This window comes from Demequina phytophila, from assembly GCF_000971135.1.
Taxonomy (GTDB): Bacteria; Actinomycetota; Actinomycetes; order Actinomycetales; family Demequinaceae; genus Demequina; species Demequina phytophila.
In genome coordinates, this window is the sequence record NZ_BBLW01000003.1 from 326,856 (window position 1) to 346,988 (window position 20,133).

The window sequence follows — 20,133 nt, forward strand, 5'->3', positions numbered from 1 at the left end:
GCGAGCGGCGGCCCTCGCTAGGGTGGCCGCCATGCGAGGGATCACCGCGATGCGCGTGGGCACCGGCGCGCTCGCGGGCCTGGGCGTGATCGCCTACGTGGTGGGCGGTCGCGCCGCCTTCGTGGTGCTGGCCTTCGCCGGCGTCGCTGTTCTCGCGCTCGTTGCGTGGGAGGCGTACGACACGTTCCGGCATCGCGACGCCGCCGCCCGCTTCGCGCTCGAGCACGGCTGGGAGCTCCTGCCGCGCACGGCCGCGTACTCGATGCGGTTCTCGGGTCAGCCGTTCGACCTGAACGGCTCGAGCGTGCGGCAGGAGGACGTGCTGCGCGGCACGTACGGCGGCATGCGCTGCGCCACGTTCACCCACGTGGTCGAGCAGCAGTCCGACGGGCAGCGGTCCTCCGCCCAGGTGTTCCAGGTCACCCTCGCGGAGCTGCCGGTGCGGCTGCCGCGTCTCGACATCGTGCCCGAGCATGTGGGCCACCATCTCGCTCAGGCGCTCGGCGGCACGGACATCGAGGTCGAGTCGCACGCGTTCAACGCGCGCTGGCGCGTGATCACCCGCGACCTCAAGTACGGGCACGACGTGATCGACCCGCGCATGATCGAGCGCCTGCTCGCCCCCGACGTGCAGGGGCGGTCGCTGCGCATCGACGGCGGCGCCGTCCTCCTGTGGTCGCCTGGCCGGGAGGGCGTCGACACGCTCAGCAGGCGCCTCGACGTGGTCGCGGGCGTCGCGCGGCGCATCCCCGCCCATGTGATCCGCCGCTTCCAGGACGCCGGGGCCGCCGTGGCCGATCCCGACGCACCGCTCGTGGGTCCCGCGTGGGCCACCACGCCGGGCGTGCTCAACTCGCGCCGCTACACCGGGATCGGCGCGGACGAGGCGCAGCAATGGTCGCCTCAGGAGCCGCCGGCCGACCCGGAGGTGCCCCGCGCGTGACCCTGTCCGCCCGCGTCCCGCCCCGCTAGAGTCGCCACAGACGTCAGGAGAGACACATGGAATGGTTCTTCATCGCGCTCGCGGTGGTGCTCGTCATCATCGTCATCTGGGCGATCGCGGCCTACAACGGCCTGGTTCGGCTGCGCAACCTGGTCCAGGAGGCATGGCGCCAGATCGACGTCGAGCTGCAGCGTCGGCACGACCTCATCCCCAACCTCGTCGAGACCGTCAAGGGTTACGCGAAGCATGAGGCGAGCACGCTCGAGGCCGTGACGCAGGCGCGCACCATCGCCGCCGCGCCCGGATCCTCGCCCGCGGAGCAGGCCGCGCAGGAGAACGTCCTCACGCAGGCGCTCGGACGCCTGTTCGCGGTGGCGGAGGCGTACCCCGACCTCAAGGCGAACCAGAACTTCATGCAGCTCCAGCAGGAGCTCACCAACACCGAGGACCGCATCGCCGCGGGCCGCCGCTTCTACAACGCGAACGTGCGCAGCCTCAACACGCGCATCGAGACGTTCCCCACGGTGATCATCGCGAACATGTTCGGCTTCCACCGCGAGGAGTACTTCGAGACGGAGGACGCGGCGCGCCAGGCGCCGAACGTCCAGTTCTGACCTCGTGTTCTTCTACGGCGACGGGCCCGTCTCGACGCTGCTGACCTTCCTGTGCGGTGCGGCGTTCATCGCGGCGGTCGTGTGGGGCGGGATCAGGTACTACCAGGCCGAGCAGAGGCGGCTCGCGCAGCTACGTGCCTGGATCGCGTCCCGCGGATGGACCTGGGTCGAGCGGGACGATGCGCTGGCGGAGCGGCTCTCGACGCGCCCGTTCGGCATGGGGGACCAGCGGGAGGCTCGCGAGATCATCACGGGTGCGCGTGACGGGCGGCCGTTCCAGGCGTTCCGCTACGTCGTCGTCGAGCACTCGCGCGATTCCAAGGGCAACCGGCGCACCACCCGCGACGACTACCAGGTGGTCTGGATCCCCTTAGCGGCGAGCCTTCCGCCGCTGCGCTTCGCGCCCGACGATGCCGTCCAGCGGGTCCTCACGCGGCTCGGATGGGGCGACGTCGACACCGAGTCGCACGAGTTCAACCAGCGGTGGCGCGTGAGCGCGCGTGACGACGCGTACGCGCACGCCGTGCTCGCGCCCCACGTGATCGAGCAGCTGCTACGGCCCGGGTGGACTGGAGCGACGCTCGTCATCGAGGGGAGCCTCGCCGCCGTGGTGAGGCGTGGACGCCCGGACCTGTCGCGGCTCGATGCGGAGCTCGACCGTCTCGAGACGTTCGTCGGGGACATCCCGCCGTTCGTGCTGGCCGACTACGGCAGCTGAGGGTCGCACGCCTCGGCGACCACCGCATCGTCCCCCTGCGCGCCCGCGGCGCGCCCGTCGCGCCGGTGCCTCCACCACTCGATCACGATCGGCAGCACCGAGATGCCCACGATCACGATGGCCGCGAGCTCGAGGTTGTCCTTGATGACGTCGAAGCTGCCGAGCCAGTAGCCCAGCAGGGTGAAGCCGACGCCCCACGCGAACGCGCCGATCGCGTTGTAGCGGACGAAGTGCGAGTACGGCATCCGGCCGATCCCGGCGGCGACCGGGATGTAGGTGCGCACGAAGGGCACGAACCTCCCGAGCACCAGCGCGCGGCCGCCGTACCGTTCGAAGAACGCGTGCGTCTTGGTGATGTGCTCCTGCTTGAACCAGCGCGAGTCGGGCCGGTTGAAGATCGCGGGTCCCGCTTTGCGCCCGATCGCGTAGCCGAGCTGGTCGCCCGCGAAGGCCGCGAGGAACAGCACCAGGCAGGCGGCCCACAGCGGGATGTCGAGCGCTCCGGTACCCACGAACAGCCCCACCGTGAACAGGAGCGAGTCGCCGGGGAGGATGGGGAACAGCAACCCGGTCTCGACGATCACGACCACGCACACGGCGGCGACGGCCCACACGCCCCAGCGGGAGATGAAGCCCTCGATCATGGTCTCGGGGTCGAGCCAGTCGGGGCCGAGCGTGTGCACGGTGGCGGGGAGCGTCGCGGCGAGAGCGGTCAGGGTCACGGGGACACTGTAGGCGCACGGTCCTGGGAGTCGGCTGGGAGGATGGCGGCATGACCGTCACGCTCGGCACCCCGCTCACGCCCACCGCCACCCGCGCGCTCCTGCTGGGCGCCGGCGAGCTCGGCAAGGAGGTCGCGATCGAGCTCACGCGCCTCGGGGTCGAGGTGATCGCCGTCGACCGGTACCCCGACGCGCCCGCGATGCAGGTTGCGCACCGTGCACACGTGATCGACATGCTCGACCCGGAGGCGCTGCGCACGCTGCTGGCCGCCGAGCGCCCGCACCTGGTGATCCCCGAGATCGAGGCGATCGCCACGGCCGTGCTTGCGGAGGTCGAGGAGGCCGGGCTCGCGACGGTGATCCCCACCGCCCGGGCCACCATCCTCACGATGGACCGGGAGGGCATCCGCCGGCTCGCCGCGGAGGAGTTGGGCCTGCCCACGTCGCCCTACCGGTTCGTCGACACGCGCGACGGGCTCGCCGCCGCGGTTGCCGAGCTGGGCACGCCGTGCGTGGTGAAGCCCGTGATGTCGTCCTCGGGCAAAGGCCAGTCCGTGGTGCGCTCGGAGGCCGACGTGGACGCCGCGTGGACGTACGCGGTCGAGGGCGGGCGCGCCGGGGGGACGCGGGTGATCGTCGAGGGATTCGTCGACTTCGACTACGAGATCACGCAGCTCACCGTCCGCCACGCGGGAGGCGTCACGTTCCTCGACCCGGTGGGGCACACCCAGGTCGACGGCGACTACCGGGAGTCGTGGCAGCCGCAGCCCATGTCGGACGCCGCGCTCGCCGAGTCGCGACGCATCGCGGGCGCGGTCACGGAGGCGCTCGGCGGACAGGGCGTGTTCGGGGTGGAGCTGTTCGTCCGCGGCGACGAGGTGCTGTTCTCCGAGGTCTCGCCCCGCCCCCACGACACGGGCCTGGTCACCCTCGCCTCGCAGGACCTGTCCGAGTTCGCGCTTCACGCGCGCGCCGTCCTGGGCCTGCCCGTGCCGGGCGTCCTGTCGCTGGGCCCCGCGGCGTCGTGCGCGGTCCTCGCGACGGGCGCGGGCGTCCCCGTGTTCTCGGGGGTGGACGATGCGCTGGCCGGGACGGGCGTCGACGTGCGCCTGTTCGGCAAGCCCCGCGTCGAGGGGAGCCGCCGCGTCGCGGTCACCGTCGCGCGCGGCGCCACGGTGGACGAGGCGCGCGCCGCGGCGCGGGAGGCGGCTGCGGCGCTGCGGATCGAGCTTGTGGAGAACCCCTCCGCTGTCTGACGGCGATGCGACCCTGGTCGGGTGAAAGATCGCGCCAGCCTCCTCGAGCAGATCCAGACACTGCTGCGCGTCGCGGACGGCGGCTCGCCCTATCCGGCCGAGCGCGACCTCGCCCGCAAGCGTGCCGAGAAGCTGATGGTCCGCTACGCGATCGACGAGGCCGGGGTGCGGATGACCCGCGAGGAGGCGGAGAAGCCGACCACCCGGAAGTTCGAGTTCGAGGCGCCCTACGTCAAGGACCAGATCATCCTCGTCTGCGGCATTGCGCAGGTGTTCTCCTGCCGGTCCGTGGTCCACGGCGGGCGGCGCGTCACATCCGTGGGGTTCGCGTCCGACCTCGCCATGGTGGCGGCCCTGGTCGAGACGCTGCTGCCGGCGATGCGGCTCGAGATGGATCTGTACGGCGGATCGCAGTCGCGCAAGAAGGCGTTCGCGTGGTCGTTCACCGGCACTGTGACGGAGCGCCTCGCGGACTTCTACGCCGGCGCGCTGCGCGAGGCTGAGGAGGAGGGGACCGGCTCCGCGCTGGTGCTCGCGGACCGCTCAACCCGGGTGCAGGAGGCGTACTCGCAGATGTTCCCGCACCTCCGGTCGGCTCGGCGCCGCGTGCTGAACTCCTGGGAAGGGTGGTCCGCAGGTGCGGAGGCGGGCAAGCGCGCCGATATCTCGCTGGGGCGCAAGGTGGACGAGGCGGGGCGGCGCGAGCTGCCCGGGGCGGCAGGTTGATAGCGTCGGGCGGGTGACCTCGCCCTCTCTCCAGATCACCGGTCTCACCCATGCGTTCGGCGACCGCACCGCGCTCGATCAGGTCGGATTCGAGGTGCGGCCCGGTCGGCTCACGGGCTTCGTGGGCGCGAACGGTGCGGGCAAGACCACCACCATGCGCGCGATCGTCGGGGTGCTCGCGCCCGATGCCGGCGAGATCGCGTTCGGCGGACGGCCCATGACGCTCGAAGTGCGTCGCCGCATCGGCTACATGCCCGAGGAACGCGGGCTGTACCCCAAGATGAAGGTCGCCGAGCAGCTCGTCTACCTCGCGCGCATCCTGGGTGTCGCGAAGGACCAGGCGCAGGACCGGGCGGACGGGCTGCTCGAGGCGCTCGGCCTGACCGACCGACGCGACGACATGCTGCACACGCTGTCGCTGGGCAACCAGCAGCGCGTCCAGGTCGCTGCCGCTCTCATCCACGAGCCCGACCTGCTGATCCTCGACGAGCCGTTCTCGGGCCTCGACCCGATCGCGATGGACGCGATGGCGGAGCGGCTGCGCGAGCGTGCGGACGCCGGTGTGCCCGTGCTGTTCTCGAGCCACCAGCTCGACCTGGTCGAGCGCCTGTGCGACGACCTCGTCCTCATCCATCAGGGCCGGGTGGTCGCCGCGGGCGCCGCGCGCGCGTTGCGCGAGGAGCGGGCCGGTCGCCGCTACCGGGTCGAGGTGGGCGGCGCGCCCGCGTGGCGGCCCGCGCTCGCGGGCATGACGGTGATCGATGCCGGAGCTGCCGGCACGCTCGTCGACCTCGACGAGACGGCGGACCCGCAGGCGCTGCTCGCCGCCGCCCAGGCGGCGGGACCCGTCGCGCACTTCTCCCGCACGCTGCCCTCGCTCGCCGACCTCTTCGCGGAGGTGGTCCGATGACCACGTCCCGCACCGCCCTGGTCCGGCTGGTCGCCGGCCGCGAGATCGCTGTCAAGCTCCGCGACAAGGGCTTCCTCGCGTCGACCGCCGTCTTCATCGCGGTGATCGTGCTCGCCGTCGCGGTGCCCGCCCTGATCGAGGGCGACACCCCGGAGTACACCGTGGCCGCCGACGACGCGGCGCGGCCGGTCGCCGAGACGGCCGCGACGCTGGGCGCCGCCGGCGTGCCCGGCCTGCCCTCCGCGGACATCACGGTCGGACCGATCGAGGACCCGGCCGCCGGTGCCCCGTCCGATCCGAGCGTCAGCGCCGTCGAGGAGGCGCTCGCGCGGGACGTCGACGTCGCGCTGAGCGTCGACGCGGACGGGACCGTCATCATCACCGCGCTCGAGGACGTGCCCGGCGACCTCGAGGAGCTCCTCGCCGCCGCATCGTCGCTGGTGACCACCCAGGCCGTCGCGTCGGCGGCGGGTCTGTCCGCCGAGCAGCTGGCCGATCTGACCGCGCCCACACCGCCGCGCGTCGACCTGCTGGAGCCCAAGCCGGAGCAGCCCGTGCCTCCCGAGCTGGTGATCGTAATCTTCGGCTTCCTCTTCTACTTCACGGTGCTCACCTTCGGTATCGCGATCGCGCAGTCCGTGGTCGAGGAGAAGTCCTCGCGCGTGGTCGAGATCCTGGTCGCCGCGGTGCCGATCCGCTGGCTCCTCGCGGGCAAGGTCCTCGGCAACACGGTCATGGCCTTCGCGCAGGTGCTGCTCATCGTCGGCGCGGGCCTGTTGGGCGCGAGCGCCATGGGGCAGGGGGAGATCGTCGCGCAGGTGCTGTCGGTGAGCGGGTGGTTCCTCGCGTTCTTCGTGCTCGGCTTCCTCATGCTCGCGTGCCTGTGGGCCGTCGCCGGATCGCTCGCCGCGCGCGTCGAGGACCTGCAGTCGACCACCCTGTACATGCAGCTTGCCGTCATGGCGCCGTTCTTCGCGGCGATCCTCATCCGGGACGAGGGGCCGGGTCGCGTCGCCCTCTCGTACTTCCCGCTCACCGCGCCGCTCATGATGCCCGCGCGACTCGCGACCGGCGATGCCGCGGCGTGGGAGCCGTGGGTCGCGATGGGCATCGTCGCCGCCACCGCCGTCGCGCTCGTCGCAGTGGGGGCGCGGCTCTACGCGGGATCGGTGCTCAACACCTCCGCGCGCACCAGGCTGGGCGGCGCGTGGGCGGCCGGCGGGCGCGCGTGAGCGGCACCGCTGAGACGGGCGACCAGGAGCCGCTGCGCGGGCTCGGTCCGTGGGAGGGCGTGTGGCCAGAGGACCCGCGGCTCGACCCGGAGCTGCTCGCGCACGGCGACCGCCGCAACGTCGTCGACCGCTACCGCTACTGGCGTCACGAGGCGATCGTCGCGGACCTCGACGCGCGGCGTCATCCCTTCCACGTCGCTATCGAGAACTGGCAGCACGACCTCAACATCGGCTCCGTGGTGCGGACCGCCAACGCCTTCCTCGCGCGCGAGGTGCACATCGTGGGCAACCGCCGCTGGAACCGCCGCGGCGCGATGGTGACGGACCGGTACCAGCACATCCGCCACCACCCGACCGTCGAGGACCTCGCTGGCTGGGCCGTCGCGGAGGGCCTGCCCGTGATCGGGATCGACAACCTGCCGGGCTCCGTGCCGCTCGAGACGTACGCGCTGCCACGGGCGTGCGTGCTGGTGTTCGGGCAGGAGTCCGTGGGGCTCTCCGACGCGGTGCGCGAGGTCGCGACGGACACGCTCGCGATCGCGCAGTACGGGTCGACGCGCTCGATCAACGCCGGCGCCGCGGCCGCGATCGCCATGCATGCGTGGGTCGCGCAGCACGGCGATATCGCGGCCGGCCACGAGGGGTGAGCCGTGCACTCCGCGGCGTCGGCACGAACCCGGCCGCCGCATCGTCCCTACCTGCCCGGACGGCCCCGGACTGCCGGGACCTTAGCCGCACAGGTACCTGCGTTATCTGACAGAATGGACCGCGGTTCCATCCGCACAAGCTCAGGAGTTACCCATGGCTATCGCCACCACCGAGTCCTACGCCGCGATGCTGGACGCCGCCAAGGCCGGCGGCTACGCGTTCCCCGCGATCAACATCACGTCGTCGTCGTCCGTCACCGCCGCCATCCAGGGCTTCGCGGAGGCCGAGTCCGACGGCATCATCCAGGTGTCGGTGGGCGGTGGCCAGTACGCCTCCGGCTCGACCATCAAGGACGCGGTCGTCGGTTCGCTCGCGCTCGCCGCCTACGCCCGCGTGGTCGCGGAGAAGTACGGCGTCACCATCGCGCTCCACACCGACCACTGCCACAAGGTCTACCTCGAGGAGTGGCTGAAGCCGCTGCTCAAGCTCGAGGCCGAGTCGATCGCCGCGGGCAAGGGCCCGATCTTCAACTCGCACATGTGGGACGGCTCGTCCGTGCCGATGGAGGAGAACCTCCAGATCGCCGAGGAGCTCCTCGAGCTGTCGCAGGCTGCCGACACGATCCTCGAGATCGAGATCGGCGTCGTGGGCGGCGAGGAGGACGGCCACTCGGCCGAGGTCAACGACAAGCTCTACTCGACCCCCGAGGACGGCATCGCCACCATCGAGCGCCTCGGCCTCGGTGAGAAGGGCCGCTACATGACGGCCATGACGTTCGGCAACGTGCACGGCGCGTACAAGCCGGGCGCCGTCAAGCTGCGTCCCGAGATCCTCGGCGACATCCAGTCCGCCGCCGCCGCCAAGTTCGGCAAGGACAAGCCGTTCGACCTCGTGTTCCACGGTGGTTCCGGCTCGACCGCCGAGGAGATCGCGACGGCGGTCTCGCACGGCGTCATCAAGATGAACATCGACACCGACACCCAGTACGCGTACACGCGTCCCGTGGTCGACCACATGATGAAGAACTACGACGGCGTCCTCAAGGTCGACGGCGAGTGGGGCAACAAGAAGGCCTACGACCCGCGCGCCTGGGGCAAGCTCGCCGAGGCCGGCATGGCCGCCCGTGTGGTCGAGGCGTGCCAGCAGCTCGGTTCGGCCGGCCGCAAGATCTAAGTCCGAGATTCGGCAGGCGCGAGCCCCGATCGGTCGGACCGACTGATCGGGGCTCGCGTACGTCCGGGCCCTAGGGGCGCGGATCCAAGCCCCCGGCATGCACCGGGGTGAGGGAGGGGGAACGATGCCCGGAGCAGTGATCGTCGGCGCCCAGTGGGGCGACGAGGGCAAGGGGAAGGCGACCGATCTTCTCGGGTCGCGAGTCGACTATGTGGTGAAGTTCAACGGCGGCAACAACGCCGGCCACACGGTGGTGATCGGCGACCAGAAGTTCGCGCTGCACCTGCTGCCGTCGGGCATCCTCACGCCGGGCTGCACGCCCGTGATCGGCAACGGCGTGGTCATCGACCTGCGCGTGCTGTTCCAGGAGCTCGACGCGCTCAACGAGCGCGGGGTCGACACGTCCGACCTGCTCGTGTCGAACGCCGCCCACATCATCGCGCCGTACGCGCGCACCCTCGACAACGTCACCGAGCGGTTCCTGGGCAAGCGCAAGATCGGCACCACCGGCCGCGGCATCGGCCCCGCGTACGCCGACAAGATCAACCGCCTGGGCATCCGCGTGGGCGACCTGTTCGACGAGACGGTGCTGCGCGACAAGATCGAGGGCTCGCTGGTCGCCAAGAACCACATGCTCGTGAAGGTCTACAACCGTCGCGCGATCACCGTCGACGAGGTCGCCGACGAGCTGCTCGCGTACCGTGACCGCCTCGCGCCGCACGTCACGGACACCTCGCTGGTGCTCAACGGCGCGCTCGACGAGGGCCAGAACGTCCTGTTCGAGGGCGGCCAGGCGACCATGCTCGACGTGGACCACGGCACGTACCCGTTCGTCACCTCGTCCTCGGCGACCGCCGGCGGTGCCTGCACCGGCTCCGGCGTGGGTCCCACCCGCATCGACTCCGTGATCGGCATCGCGAAGGCCTACACCACCCGCGTGGGCGAGGGCCCGATGCCCACCGAGCTGCTCGACAAGTGGGGCGACCGCCTGCGCGACGTGGGCCACGAGTTCGGCACCACCACCGGCCGCCCGCGCCGGTGCGGCTGGTACGACTCGGTCATCACGCGCTACGCATCGCGCATCAACGGCCTCACCGACATCGTGCTGACCAAGCTCGACGTGCTCACCGGCATCGAGGAGATCCCGGTGTGCGTGAGCTACGACGTCAACGGGGTCCGCCACCAGGATCTGCCCTTGGACCAGGCGGCCTTCTCCGCGGCCGAGCCGGTCTACGAGACCTTCCCCGGTTGGGACGAGGACATCTCGGGCGCCCGCGAGTTCTCCGACCTCCCGGGTGCCGCGCAGGACTACGTCAAGGCGGTCGAGGAGCTCTCGGGCTGCCGCATCTCGACCATCGGCGTGGGCCCCGGCCGCGACGAGATCATCCAGATCAACGACCTGCTCCACGCGCGCTGAGGTCCCTGGCGGAACGGTCTGCGAGGCGGCGGTCCGCCGACCACGTTCCACACGCTTTCTGCGATTGGCGGCGCGTTCCTCGAGGAACGCGCCGCCGGTTGCATGGCAAGACCGCTCCCACCCCGCCTCACGTGTGGAACCTGGTCGCGGCGCGCCACCGCGCAGGTTCCATGCAACTTGCAGTGAGCCAAGCGAAACAAAGTCGCAACGTTGCGATTGCATTCGCGACAAAAGGGATATAGCGTCCGAAACGGGACAGGATCCCCGCGGGCTTCAGAGGGGGGCCACGCGACATCTCTGGGGGGTACTTCGATGAGGAAGATTCTTGCGACCCTTTTTGCCGCTGCACTGGCGATCGGGGTCCCCGCGACGGCGGCATCCGCGGACGAAGGTCCGACCGCCTCGACCTGCAGCTACACCTGCACCTGGCAAGGCGAGAGCGCCTGGGCGTCAGGTGCGGACTTCGCGGGCAACAACTGGGCGATGTACTACAAGTTGCAGGCCAAGCCCGGTTCCGAACCGTGGGAGTCCACGCCGATCTACGCCGGCCAGCACTACCTGGTGGGTCACGCGTACTTCGCGCCGAGTGGCATCAAGGGGAAGATCACCATCTGGGTGATCCTCGACGGACCGTACGGTGACGGCGCCTACATCGTCGGCGGCGAGTCGGTGAAGGTCGGCTACTGGACGCAGGACCCGGGCGCGATCAAGAATCCGCCGCCCGGCAAGTTCGCCTACAAGGGCACGGCCATCAACAACCGCTACGTCGGCGTGACCGTTCCGTACGACCCGAAGTGCTCGAACTACTACGCCATCCACCTGGACATGCAGATCCTCAGCCCGAGCTCCTGAGGTTCCCCCAACCGAGGGCCGCGTCCTTCCCCGGACGCGGCCCTCAACCTCGCGCGGACCCCGCCCCCGCTCGCGCACCGCCTAGACTCGCTCGCGTGATCATCCTTCTCGTCGGCACCGGCGCGCGCGAGCACGCCCTCGCCCGCGCCCTGTCCCTCGACCCCGCCGTCACGCAGCTGCACGCCGCCCCGGGCAACCCGGGCATCGCGGACGTCGCGACGCTGCACGGCGTCGACGCGACCAACCCCGTCGCCGTCGCCTCGCTCGCGAGCCAGCTCAAGGCCGACCTCGTGGTGGTCGGCCCCGAGGCGCCACTGGTCGCCGGCGTCGCCGACGCGGTCCGCGCCACCGGCATCCCCGTGTTCGGGCCCAGCGGCCAGGCCGCGATGCTCGAAGGCTCCAAGGCCTTCGCGAAGGAGGTCATGGCCGCCGCGAACGTCCCGACCGCCGAGCCGCGCGTCTGCACCACCACCGCGCAGCTCGAGGAAGCGTTCGACGCGTTCGGCGCGCCGCACGTGGTCAAGGACGACGGCCTCGCCGCCGGCAAGGGCGTGGTGGTCACGAGCGACCGCGCCGAGGCGCTCGCGCACGGCGAGGCCATCCTCGCCGCGGGCGGCGTCGTGGTGGTCGAGGACTTCCTCGACGGCCCCGAGGTCAGCCTGTTCTGCCTGTGCGACGGCACCACCGTGGTCCCGCTCCAGCCCGCGCAGGACTTCAAGCGCGCCTACGACGCCGACGCCGGCCCCAACACCGGCGGCATGGGCGCCTACAGCCCGCTCCCGTGGGCCCCCGAGGGCCTCGTGGCGGAGGTGGTCCGCGACGTCGCCCAGCCCACCGTCGACGAGATGGCCCGCCGCGGCACGCCGTTCATCGGCGTCCTCTACTGCGGCCTCGCGCTGACCTCCAAGGGCACGCGCGTGGTCGAGTTCAACGCCCGCTTCGGCGACCCGGAGACCCAGGTGGTCCTCGCGCGCCTCGCGACCCCGCTCGCCGGCGTCCTCATGGCCGCCGCGCAGGGCCGCCTCGCGGAGATCGACCCGCTCGAGTGGAGGGACGATGCCGCGGTCACCGTGGTCGTCGCGGCGGAGAACTACCCGGCGGACCCTCGGAAGGGCGATCCCATCACCGGCATCGACGAGGCCGAGCAGGTCGAGACGGTTCACGTGCTCCACGCCGGCACCGCGCTCGACGCGGACGGCACCCTGCTGAGCAACGGCGGCCGCGTCCTGTCCGTGACGGCGCTCGGCGCGACCCTCACCGAGGCGCGCGAGCGTGCGTACGCGGGGGTGGACCGCATCGTTCTCCCGGGAAGCCACCACCGACGCGACATCGCGGCGAAGGCCGCCGAGGAGGCCTGATGCCCGGCCACGCCACCCCGCCCGCGCACCTCGAGCTCGAGGGCTGGCGGCACGTCTACTCCGGCAAGGTTCGCGACCTCTACGAACCCGCCACGCCGCACCCGCGCGGCGACGTGGTCCTCGTGGTCGCGTCGGACCGCATCAGCGCCTACGACTGGGTGCTTCCCACCGAGATCCCCGGCAAGGGCGGCATCCTCACCGGGCTCAGCCTCTGGTGGTTCGACCAGGTGCTCGACATCGTCGCGAACCACACCGTCGAGGCGCCCGTGCCGGCCGAGGTCGAGGGTCGCGCGATGGTGTGCAAGCGCCTGAACATGTTCCCCGTCGAGTGCGTCGCCCGCGGCTACCTCACCGGCTCCGGCCTGGTGGAGTACAACACGAGCGGCACCGTCTGCGGCATCCCGCTGCCGGCCGGCCTGGTCGACGGCTCGCGCCTGCCCGAACCGATCTTCACCCCGGCCACCAAGGCCGAGGTGGGCGAGCACGACGAGAACGTCGACTTCGACGCCGTGGTCGCGCTGATCGGACGCGAGGACGCGGAGGCGCTGCGCGACCTCACGATCGCGCTCTACGTGCGGGCACACGAGATCGCCGCCGCGAAGGGCATCATCCTCGCGGACACCAAGTTCGAGTTCGGCCGCGACGGCTCGGGCGCGATCATCCTCGGCGACGAGGTCCTCACCCCCGACTCGAGCCGCTTCTGGCCCGCCGACGAGTGGGAGCCTGGCCACGCGCAGCCCAGCTACGACAAGCAGTTCGTGCGCGACTGGCTGACCTCGGCCGAGTCGGGATGGGACAAGCAGGCGGACGTCCCGCCGCCCGCGCTTCCCGCCGACGTGGTGGAGCGCACGCGCGCCCGCTATGTCGAGGCGTTCGACCGGTTGGCGAAGCACTGACGGCGCGGCACCAGGAACCGACCCAACGAAACCCCGACGGCATGCGTCCTACCAGCATGGGACGGATACCTGTGGTCGCGGCCGTGGCCGTGGTGGGTGCGTTGGTGCTCGGCACGCTGCTGAGCGCCTGCGCCTCGCCGAGGTCCGGTGGTGAGACGCCGGCGGTCTCGGCCTCCCCCTCGGCGTCGCTCACGTGGACTGGCGGCGAGGACCTCTACTCCACCCACTGCGGCGTCGGTCAGCAGGAGTTCGACGGGGTCGTCTGGTACCCGACCGGCGTGTACGAGGGTGACACCGAGCTCGCAGGTGACGACTACGCGGGCCCGACCCCGTGGGTGCTGGACGAGAGCCAGTGGGGGATTCCGCAGCCGGGACCGACCTTCACCAACGAGCACATGCTCGTGACGCGCGGCACCTTCGAGCAGGTGGATGACGACTCCGCCGTGTTCCACGTGTACGGCGGACGCTGGACCATCGAGCTGACCACGCTCGAGGCCGACGCGGCATGGATCATCGAGGGCTGCGCGTGACGCGCGCGGCGGTGGTCTTGGCCGCGCTTCTGGCGCTGGCGGGCTGCGCGGCGCCGGGGTCGGTCGGTGCGTCGTCTCGCACTCCCACGACGGGCGCCACCGCCTCGCCGAGCCCGACCCCAAGTCAGGTCCTCGTGATCGAGGACCACGGCGAGGGGCTCGACCTCGGCATCCCCGGCGCGTACGTCGCGAGCTATGCGGACGTGCCGGGCTACCCGGCGTGCGGCACCGAGCCCATCGAGCACGAGGGGATCACCTGGTATCCCTTCCGGCCCACCAACGAAGGCGACCTCCCGGAGGTCCCGGCCGTCGCATCGTCCGGCGGGATGGGCGGGGGGACGATGCGCCTGGTCCTTCCCGCGGTGGCGGCACCCGGGCCGGGCGACGACGTGGGGACGCTCACGGTCTTCGAGGGCGGGTTCGCGTACTGGGTGTCCGACAGCGGAGACCTCGCCACGTGGCTCACGACCACGGAGATCCGCTACTCGTGGGTGTGCTGAGCCTCTAGGCGTGGCTCTCGGTCTGCAGCTCGCGCTTCTGCACCACCGCGACGGTGGGTACGCCCCAGCCGCGCGTGAGCGACAGCGCGCGCAACGCCAGGATGACCAGCAGCGGCACCCAGAACACCACCAGCGGTGCCATGCCGAGAGCCCACAGCGCCCACAGGGTGAACGCCCCACCGAGCGCCGCGGTGGCGTAGAGCTGGCCGTTCCAGAACACCTCCGGCACCTGCGCGGAGAACAGGTCGCGCAGGATGCCGCCGCCCACGCCGTTGGCGACGCCCACGATCATGGCCGCGACGGGGTTCGCGCCCGCATCGAGCGCGATGCCGGTGCCGATGACCACGAAGATCGCGAGGCCCGCGGCGTCCGAGTACTCGACGATGCGGTGGCGGGCGAGAGCGCCCAGGTCGCGTCTGCGCGCGAACGGCGCGATGGCGAGTGCCGTCGCGATGGCGACCAGGACCAGCGTGGGGTTCTCGATCCAGAAGACGGGCTGGCGGAGAAGGAGGTCGCGCATCGTCCCCCCGCCCACGGCGACAAGGCTCGCCAGGACCACCGCGCCCACCAGGTCCATGCGCCGGCGGCTCGCCGCGACGGCGCCCGAGATGGCGAACGCGACCGTCCCCAGGTACTCGAGGACCACGCGCAGGGTGCCGAGCGCGTGCACCAGGATCGCGTCGGGATCGACGGCGGCGATGAGGCTGGACATGGCGGACTCCGTTCGGACGGCGCTCAAGGGTACTCGGGCCTCCGCGCGCCGGTAGAATCCACGGCATGGCCACGATCCTCGTCCACGTCATGCCCAAGCCCGAGATCCTCGACCCGCAGGGCAAGGCCGTCGGCGCCGCCCTGCCCCGTCTGGGATTCGACGGCATCGCGCAGGTCCGTCAGGGCAAGCGCTTCGAGCTCACCGTGGACGGCGAGGTGACCGACGAGGTCCTCGCCAAGGTCCGCGAGGCCGCGGAGACGCTGCTGAGCAACCCCGTCATCGAGGACGTCGTCGAGGTGACGGTCGCGCAGGAGTCCGCGTGACCGCGCGGGTCGGCGTCGTCACCTTCCCCGGCACGCTCGACGACCGCGACGCCGCTCGCGCCGTCCGCCTGGCCGGCGGCGAGGCCGTGTCGCTGTTCCATTCCGAGGCCGACCTCAAGGACGTGGATGCCGTGGTCCTGCCCGGCGGCTTCAGCTACGGCGACTACCTCCGCGCCGGCGCCATCGCACGCTTCGCGCCCATCATGGAGAAGGTCGTGGACGCCGCCCGCGGCGGCATGCCGGTGCTGGGCATCTGCAACGGCTTCCAGGTCCTCACCGAGGTGCACCTGCTACCCGGCTCGATGATCAAGAACGACCACCGCGCGTTCATCTGCCGCGACCAGACGCTGCGCGTCGAGAACGCGGACACCGCCTGGACCACGGAGTACCGGGACGGCGAGGAGATCGTCATCCCGCTCAAGAACCAGGACGGCCAGTACGTCGCCGACGACCGCACGCTCGACGCCCTCGAGGCGGAGGGGCGCGTCGCGTTCCGCTACGTGGGCTGGAACCCCAACGGCTCGCGCCGCGACATCGCCGGCATCACCAACGAGCGCGGCAACGTGGTGGGCCTCATGCCGCACCCGGAGCACGCGGTCGAGGCCGGCTTCGGCCCCGACTCGCGCGAGTCGGGCCGCAACGGCGTCGACGGGCTCGCGTTCTTCACCTCGGCCATCAAGGGCCTGCTCGCGCACGCGTGATCACCGAGTCCGTCGTCCTGCCCGTGAAGCAGGGCTTCGAGAGGGCCTTCGAGCGCGCCTTCCGCTCGGCGGAGCGCATCATCGCTCGCCAGCAGGGCTACCTGTCCCACTCGCTGCGGCGCGGCGTCGAGGAGCCCTCGACGTACCTGCTGACGGTCGAGTGGGAGACCCTCGAGGACCACGAGGTCGGCTTCCGCGGCTCGGCCGACTATCAGGAGTGGCGTGCGCTGCTCCACCCGTTCTACGCGCCCGTGCCGAGCGTGCTGCACTACGGCGATGACCTGGCCGGCGACGGCGGAGCCCGGGGCGAGACGGCGAGCGACGCGGACCGCGAGGCGGTCGCGGCGTTCTGGGCGCGGTGCCGCGAACAGGTGCCGGGGCTGCCGGAGGCGGAACCCGAGGCGTGGTGCTTCGGCTGGACCGCGGGCATGGCGGACGGCCTGCTCGAACTCGTGCTCGCCGGGGTGAAGACGGGTACGGCGTCCTCGCTCCAGGACTACGAGGACGAGGGCGAGACCGTCCCCGAGGCCGGATCGCTGAGCATCGTGCTCGACGGTCGGGGCCAGCCGCGGGCCCTGATCGAGGCCGTCCGCGTCGAGGTGGTGCCCTTCGACCAGGTCACGGCGGAGCATGCCGCGTCGGAGGGCGAGGGCGACCGCACGCTCGCGTACTGGCGCACGGTCCACGAGGACGTCTGGCGCCGGTACTCCGCACGGGGGTTCAGCGCGAACATGCCCGTGGTGTGCGAGCGGTTCAGGCTTGTCCGCACGGAGGCGGACCCGCGGCCTTAGGGCGCCTTCAGGCCGCGGAGCCGACCGTGCCCGCGGATCCCACCGTGCCCGTGCCGCCGACGAGGCGGGCCGGCATGTACTGGTCGAAGTAGACGCGCGACACCAGCTCGCGCCTGCTCGCCACCCCCGCCTTGTCGAAGACCGACTTGAGGTGGTCCTGCACCGTGTACGGCGACACGTGCATCGCGGCGGCGATCTCCTTGGTGTCGGCGCCGCGGAGCACGTGGGCGGTGACGTCCCTCTCGCGCGCCGAGAGGCCGAACGCGTCGGCCACCAGGTCGATCACCTCCTGCGGGCGTGCCTCCTCGATGGTGATGACCACGTCACCGGCACGGTCGCCCGCTCCCCCGAGCGGCGAGGCGTGCAGCAGCAGCCAGATGCCCTCGCTGGTGCGCACGCGCGCCCGCGGCGTCTGATCCGTCTCGCCTCGCGCGAGGCGCCGGGCGGCGCCGACCAGCGCGTGCACCATCGAGAGCGGGTCGCCCGCGGTCGGTGAGGTCGCCAGCTGCTCGAGGTGGGTCGCCGCGCCCGCGCTCGCCTGGACCACGCGATCGTGGCCGTCCACGATCATGACGGCCGGACCCGTGGGGCAGTCGCTCCTGATTGCCCCGACCTGGGCGAGCATCCCCACGCGGATGCCGCGGGTGAACGCCGGCGCCATCTCGGCGAGGAACGCGAGCTCGTCCGGGGCGAACGGCCTGTCATCGCTGCCGCGGAACACCGCCACGGCACCCCAGGCGCCGTGGCGGTCGCGAAGCACGGTCCGCGCCTCGTCATGGAAGTCGTAGTAAGGGAGCATCACCTCGGCCATGCGGGCGGAGGACTCGACCGCGCCATGCGTGAGGTGGTGCATGCCGACCGTCGCGGTGCCCTGCCTCACCATCGCCTGGATCGCGGTGGGGTCACCGCCGCCGTACTCGATCTGCGCCCACTGGACGTCGGCCTCGTTGCGACCCGCGAGGGCGGAGAACTTCCAGCTGTTGGACACCATCGCGGTCGCCGGGTCGAGCGTCGCGACGCATCCGCCGACGATCGGGAGGGCGCGCTCGATGACGTCGGCGGTCTCATCGAGGAAGTGGTGAAGCGGGAGGCCGGCGCGTGACAGGACATCGATGTCGCTGCGTGCGCGTCCCAGCGCGAGCTGGGCGGACGTGGGGCTCGGCATGAGACGAGTGTGCGCCTGTCCGATTCGTCACGCTATCCCACATTTCTGGGGGTGTGGGAAATCCCTGGACCGCGGGATAGCCCCGGGGCGGCGAGGCGGCGCACGCTGGTCGCCGTCCACCGGCTTCACCCACACCAAGGAACCATCATGACCATCCAGCAATCCCTCGCCACGACCGCGCGGCTGTCCGACCTGCTCGGTGACCGCATCGTCCTTCCGGGAGACGCCGCCTACGAGTCCGCAAGGCTCCCCTGGAACCGCGCGATCGACCAGCGGCCCTTCGCGGTCGCGCGGCCCGAGTCCGCCGAGGACGTGGTCGACATCGTGCGCGCCGCCGCATCGGTGGGCCTCCGCGTCGCGCCCCAGTCCACCGGCCACGGTGCCGGCGCGCTCGCGGACTCCGACCTGTCCGACGCGATCCTGCTCAGCCTCGCCGGCCTGCGGGGCGTCACCGTCGACCCCGAGGCGCGTACCGCGCGGGTCCTCGGCGGCTCGCAGTGGAACGACGTGGTCGCACAGGCCGCGCCGCACGGCCTCACCGCGATGCACGGCAGCGCCGGGGACGTCGGCGTGGTCGGCTACTCCCTGAGCGGCGGGCTGTCGTTCTTCGCACGGACCCACGGGCTCGCGGTCAACTCCGTCCGCGCGGTGCAGATCGTCACCGCCGACGGGCGGCTGTTGCGCGCCAGCGCCGGCGAGAACTCGGAGCTCTTCTGGGCCGTGCGCGGAGGCTCGGGCGCGTTCGGCATCGTCGTGTCGATCGAGATCGAGCTCCTGCCGTACGGCGACCTGTTCGCCGGCATGCTCCTGTGGGACGCCTCACGCGCTGTCGAGGTGGCGCACGCATGGTCGGCGTGGACCGGCACCGCGCCCGAGAGCGTCTCGACGTCGCTACGGATCATGCACTTCCCGCCTCTGCCCGAGCTACCGCCCTTCCTGTCCGGTCGCAGCGTGGTGGTGATCGACGGCGTGGTCCTCGAGGGGGACGATGCCGCGGCCGGGATCATCGCGCCGTTGCGCGCGCTTTCGCCCGAGATGGATACCTTCGCGCGGATCCCGGCGGCCGATCTGGTCCACATGCACATGGATCCGCCGGAGCCGTCGCCGGCGATGTCGGCGGGCGCGATGCTCGAGGCGTTCGCCGGCAGCGCGGTGGACGCGTGGCTCGCCGCGGCCATGTCGACCGCGGGCCTGTCCTTCGCGGAGGTGCGTCACGTGGGAGGCGCCGCCGCGCGCAGGCCCGACGGCGCCGGGGCGGTCGGCTCGATCGCCGGCGACTACCTGCTCGCGGGCATCGCCATGGTGCCGTTCCCGGATCTCGCGCCCGTCGCCCACGGGGCGGTGCACGCGCTCGTGGCGGCCATGGCCGACTGGCACGCGCCGTCGCTCGCGCTGACGTTCATCGACGGTGGCGTGAGCCGGAAGCGGGGCTTCCGCGGCGCGATCGCGCGCCTGCGCGAGCTCAAGGCCGTCTACGACCCGGCCGGGATGTTCGCGGCCGGTCACCCTGTGGACTGACGGCGGCACCGAACGCCGCGGTCTCCAACGGTCAGGCGGGCTGCGCGACCCTGCGGCGGTCGCGCAGCCGGACCGCGATCACCGCGGCGCACAGCGCGAGCGCGAACGTCGCGGCGTTGCCTACGTACGCGAAGCCTGTCGGGGTCACCACCGCGACGAGCGCCGCGACGGCGGCCCAGGTCCAACGGCCGTCGCGGACCAGCAAGGCTGCCGCGAACGAGCAGGCCAGCCCCGCCGCGAGGCACGCCCCGATGACCAGGTGAGCTCCCGCGTCAGCCGTGGGCCACGCCGCGATCGTGAACCAGGCCGCGCCGCCCGCGAGCATGACGGTGCTCAGCACGGCGAGCACCCGTGATGAGCGCGCGAGCGAGGCGGTCATGCGGCGACTGTACCGGCGCGTCGTCCCTGGGTCCATGGCCGCGGGGGCG

General features: G+C 71.7%; 23 protein-coding genes. 19 read left to right on the forward strand and 4 right to left on the reverse strand.

Going from position 1 to position 20,133, the window contains the following annotated elements:
• Positions 1-31: 31 nt before the first annotated feature.
• From AOM01_RS06555 to AOM01_RS06565, 3 genes are read left to right on the forward strand one after another with little or no spacing between them, the layout of a single operon-like run.
• Positions 32-943, forward strand: coding sequence for a hypothetical protein (locus AOM01_RS06555; protein WP_062290752.1), 912 nt, complete (start codon positions 32-34; stop codon positions 941-943).
• 56 nt (positions 944-999) lie between these two features.
• Positions 1,000-1,557, forward strand: a complete 558-nt coding sequence (locus tag AOM01_RS06560; protein WP_062290755.1) for a LemA family protein — start codon at positions 1,000-1,002, stop codon at positions 1,555-1,557.
• Positions 1,558-1,561: 4 nt separating this feature from the next.
• Positions 1,562-2,275: a type III secretion system chaperone family protein gene (locus tag AOM01_RS06565; RefSeq protein WP_062290758.1), complete on the forward strand. Its 714-nt coding sequence runs from the start codon at positions 1,562-1,564 to the stop codon at positions 2,273-2,275.
• Here AOM01_RS06565 and AOM01_RS06570 read toward each other — a convergent pair.
• A complete protein-coding gene (locus AOM01_RS06570; protein ID WP_228374233.1) occupies positions 2,263-2,997 on the reverse strand; it encodes a DedA family protein in 735 nt (244 codons plus the stop codon). The genes AOM01_RS06565 and AOM01_RS06570 overlap by 13 nt on opposite strands.
• A 50-nt stretch (positions 2,998-3,047) precedes the next feature.
• Here AOM01_RS06570 and purT point away from each other — a divergent pair, with 50 nt between their 5' ends.
• The 12 genes from purT to AOM01_RS06630 all read left to right on the forward strand — a co-directional run bounded on the left by purT (position 3,048) and on the right by AOM01_RS06630 (position 14,495).
• Positions 3,048-4,253 carry a formate-dependent phosphoribosylglycinamide formyltransferase gene (purT, locus tag AOM01_RS06575; protein WP_062290760.1) on the forward strand — a complete coding sequence of 402 codons (1,206 nt, stop codon included), beginning with the start codon at positions 3,048-3,050 and terminating at the stop codon, positions 4,251-4,253.
• Positions 4,254-4,274: 21 nt separating this feature from the next.
• Complete coding sequence (locus tag AOM01_RS06580) at positions 4,275-4,979, forward strand: DUF2786 domain-containing protein (RefSeq protein WP_062290763.1); 705 nt, start codon at positions 4,275-4,277, stop codon at positions 4,977-4,979.
• Between the two features lie 13 nt (positions 4,980-4,992).
• Positions 4,993-5,889 carry an ABC transporter ATP-binding protein gene (locus tag AOM01_RS06585; protein WP_062290767.1) on the forward strand — a complete coding sequence of 299 codons (897 nt, stop codon included), beginning with the start codon at positions 4,993-4,995 and terminating at the stop codon, positions 5,887-5,889.
• Positions 5,886-7,121 (forward strand): ABC transporter permease, encoded by a 1,236-nt coding sequence (locus tag AOM01_RS06590; RefSeq protein ID WP_062290770.1) that lies wholly within the window; start codon positions 5,886-5,888, stop codon positions 7,119-7,121. Before AOM01_RS06585 ends, AOM01_RS06590 begins: the two co-directional genes overlap by 4 nt.
• Entirely contained in the window at positions 7,118-7,768 is a 651-nt protein-coding gene (locus AOM01_RS06595) for a TrmH family RNA methyltransferase (RefSeq protein WP_062291006.1), read from the forward strand. The genes AOM01_RS06590 and AOM01_RS06595 overlap by 4 nt, the downstream gene beginning before the upstream one ends.
• A 154-nt stretch (positions 7,769-7,922) precedes the next feature.
• Positions 7,923-8,942 (forward strand): class II fructose-bisphosphate aldolase, encoded by a 1,020-nt coding sequence (gene fbaA / locus AOM01_RS06600; protein WP_062290773.1) that lies wholly within the window; start codon positions 7,923-7,925, stop codon positions 8,940-8,942.
• A 124-nt stretch (positions 8,943-9,066) separates the two neighbouring features.
• Positions 9,067-10,359 (forward strand): adenylosuccinate synthase, encoded by a 1,293-nt coding sequence (locus tag AOM01_RS06605; RefSeq protein WP_062290776.1) that lies wholly within the window; start codon positions 9,067-9,069, stop codon positions 10,357-10,359.
• Between the two features lie 312 nt (positions 10,360-10,671).
• The gene (locus AOM01_RS06610; protein WP_156155866.1) at positions 10,672-11,211 is read left to right on the forward strand and encodes a hypothetical protein; all 540 of its coding nucleotides are present in this window, start codon (positions 10,672-10,674) and stop codon (positions 11,209-11,211) included.
• A gap of 95 nt (positions 11,212-11,306) precedes the next feature.
• Positions 11,307-12,569 (forward strand): phosphoribosylamine--glycine ligase, encoded by a 1,263-nt coding sequence (gene purD, locus AOM01_RS06615; protein ID WP_062290782.1) that lies wholly within the window; start codon positions 11,307-11,309, stop codon positions 12,567-12,569.
• Positions 12,569-13,465, forward strand: coding sequence for a phosphoribosylaminoimidazolesuccinocarboxamide synthase (locus AOM01_RS06620; protein ID WP_062290785.1), 897 nt, complete (start codon positions 12,569-12,571; stop codon positions 13,463-13,465). The genes purD and AOM01_RS06620 overlap by 1 nt, the downstream gene beginning before the upstream one ends.
• A gap of 56 nt (positions 13,466-13,521) precedes the next feature.
• Positions 13,522-13,995 carry a hypothetical protein gene (locus AOM01_RS06625; protein WP_156155867.1) on the forward strand — a complete coding sequence of 158 codons (474 nt, stop codon included), beginning with the start codon at positions 13,522-13,524 and terminating at the stop codon, positions 13,993-13,995.
• Positions 13,996-14,129: 134 nt separating this feature from the next.
• Positions 14,130-14,495, forward strand: coding sequence for a hypothetical protein (locus AOM01_RS06630; RefSeq protein WP_156155868.1), 366 nt, complete (start codon positions 14,130-14,132; stop codon positions 14,493-14,495).
• Positions 14,496-14,499: 4 nt separating this feature from the next.
• Here AOM01_RS06630 and AOM01_RS06635 read toward each other — a convergent pair whose 3' ends face one another.
• Positions 14,500-15,207, reverse strand: a complete 708-nt coding sequence (locus tag AOM01_RS06635) for a trimeric intracellular cation channel family protein (protein ID WP_062290795.1) — start codon at positions 15,205-15,207, stop codon at positions 14,500-14,502.
• Between the two features lie 65 nt (positions 15,208-15,272).
• Here AOM01_RS06635 and purS point away from each other — a divergent pair, with 65 nt between their 5' ends.
• Genes purS through AOM01_RS14820 form a run of 3 tightly spaced genes read left to right on the forward strand, consistent with a single transcriptional unit; the run spans position 15,273 to position 17,022 of the window.
• Positions 15,273-15,530 (forward strand): phosphoribosylformylglycinamidine synthase subunit PurS, encoded by a 258-nt coding sequence (purS, locus tag AOM01_RS06640; RefSeq protein ID WP_062290797.1) that lies wholly within the window; start codon positions 15,273-15,275, stop codon positions 15,528-15,530.
• Entirely contained in the window at positions 15,527-16,231 is a 705-nt protein-coding gene (gene purQ, locus AOM01_RS06645; RefSeq protein ID WP_062290800.1) for a phosphoribosylformylglycinamidine synthase subunit PurQ, read from the forward strand. Before purS ends, purQ begins: the two co-directional genes overlap by 4 nt.
• On the forward strand, positions 16,228-17,022 hold the full coding sequence (locus tag AOM01_RS14820) for an antibiotic biosynthesis monooxygenase (protein WP_369401548.1): 795 nt from the start codon (positions 16,228-16,230) through the stop codon (positions 17,020-17,022). Before purQ ends, AOM01_RS14820 begins: the two co-directional genes overlap by 4 nt.
• Before the next feature lie 7 nt (positions 17,023-17,029).
• On the opposite strand, the gene AOM01_RS06655 is transcribed toward AOM01_RS14820, so the two are convergent.
• Positions 17,030-18,187, reverse strand: a complete 1,158-nt coding sequence (locus AOM01_RS06655) for a helix-turn-helix transcriptional regulator (protein WP_082110049.1) — start codon at positions 18,185-18,187, stop codon at positions 17,030-17,032.
• 147 nt (positions 18,188-18,334) lie between these two features.
• Here AOM01_RS06655 and AOM01_RS06660 point away from each other — a divergent pair, with 147 nt between their 5' ends.
• Entirely contained in the window at positions 18,335-19,705 is a 1,371-nt protein-coding gene (locus AOM01_RS06660) for an FAD-binding oxidoreductase (RefSeq protein WP_062290803.1), read from the forward strand.
• Between the two features lie 31 nt (positions 19,706-19,736).
• Here AOM01_RS06660 and AOM01_RS06665 read toward each other — a convergent pair whose 3' ends face one another.
• On the reverse strand, positions 19,737-20,084 hold the full coding sequence (locus AOM01_RS06665; RefSeq protein ID WP_062290805.1) for a hypothetical protein: 348 nt from the start codon (positions 20,082-20,084) through the stop codon (positions 19,737-19,739).
• Positions 20,085-20,133: the final 49 nt, after the last annotated feature.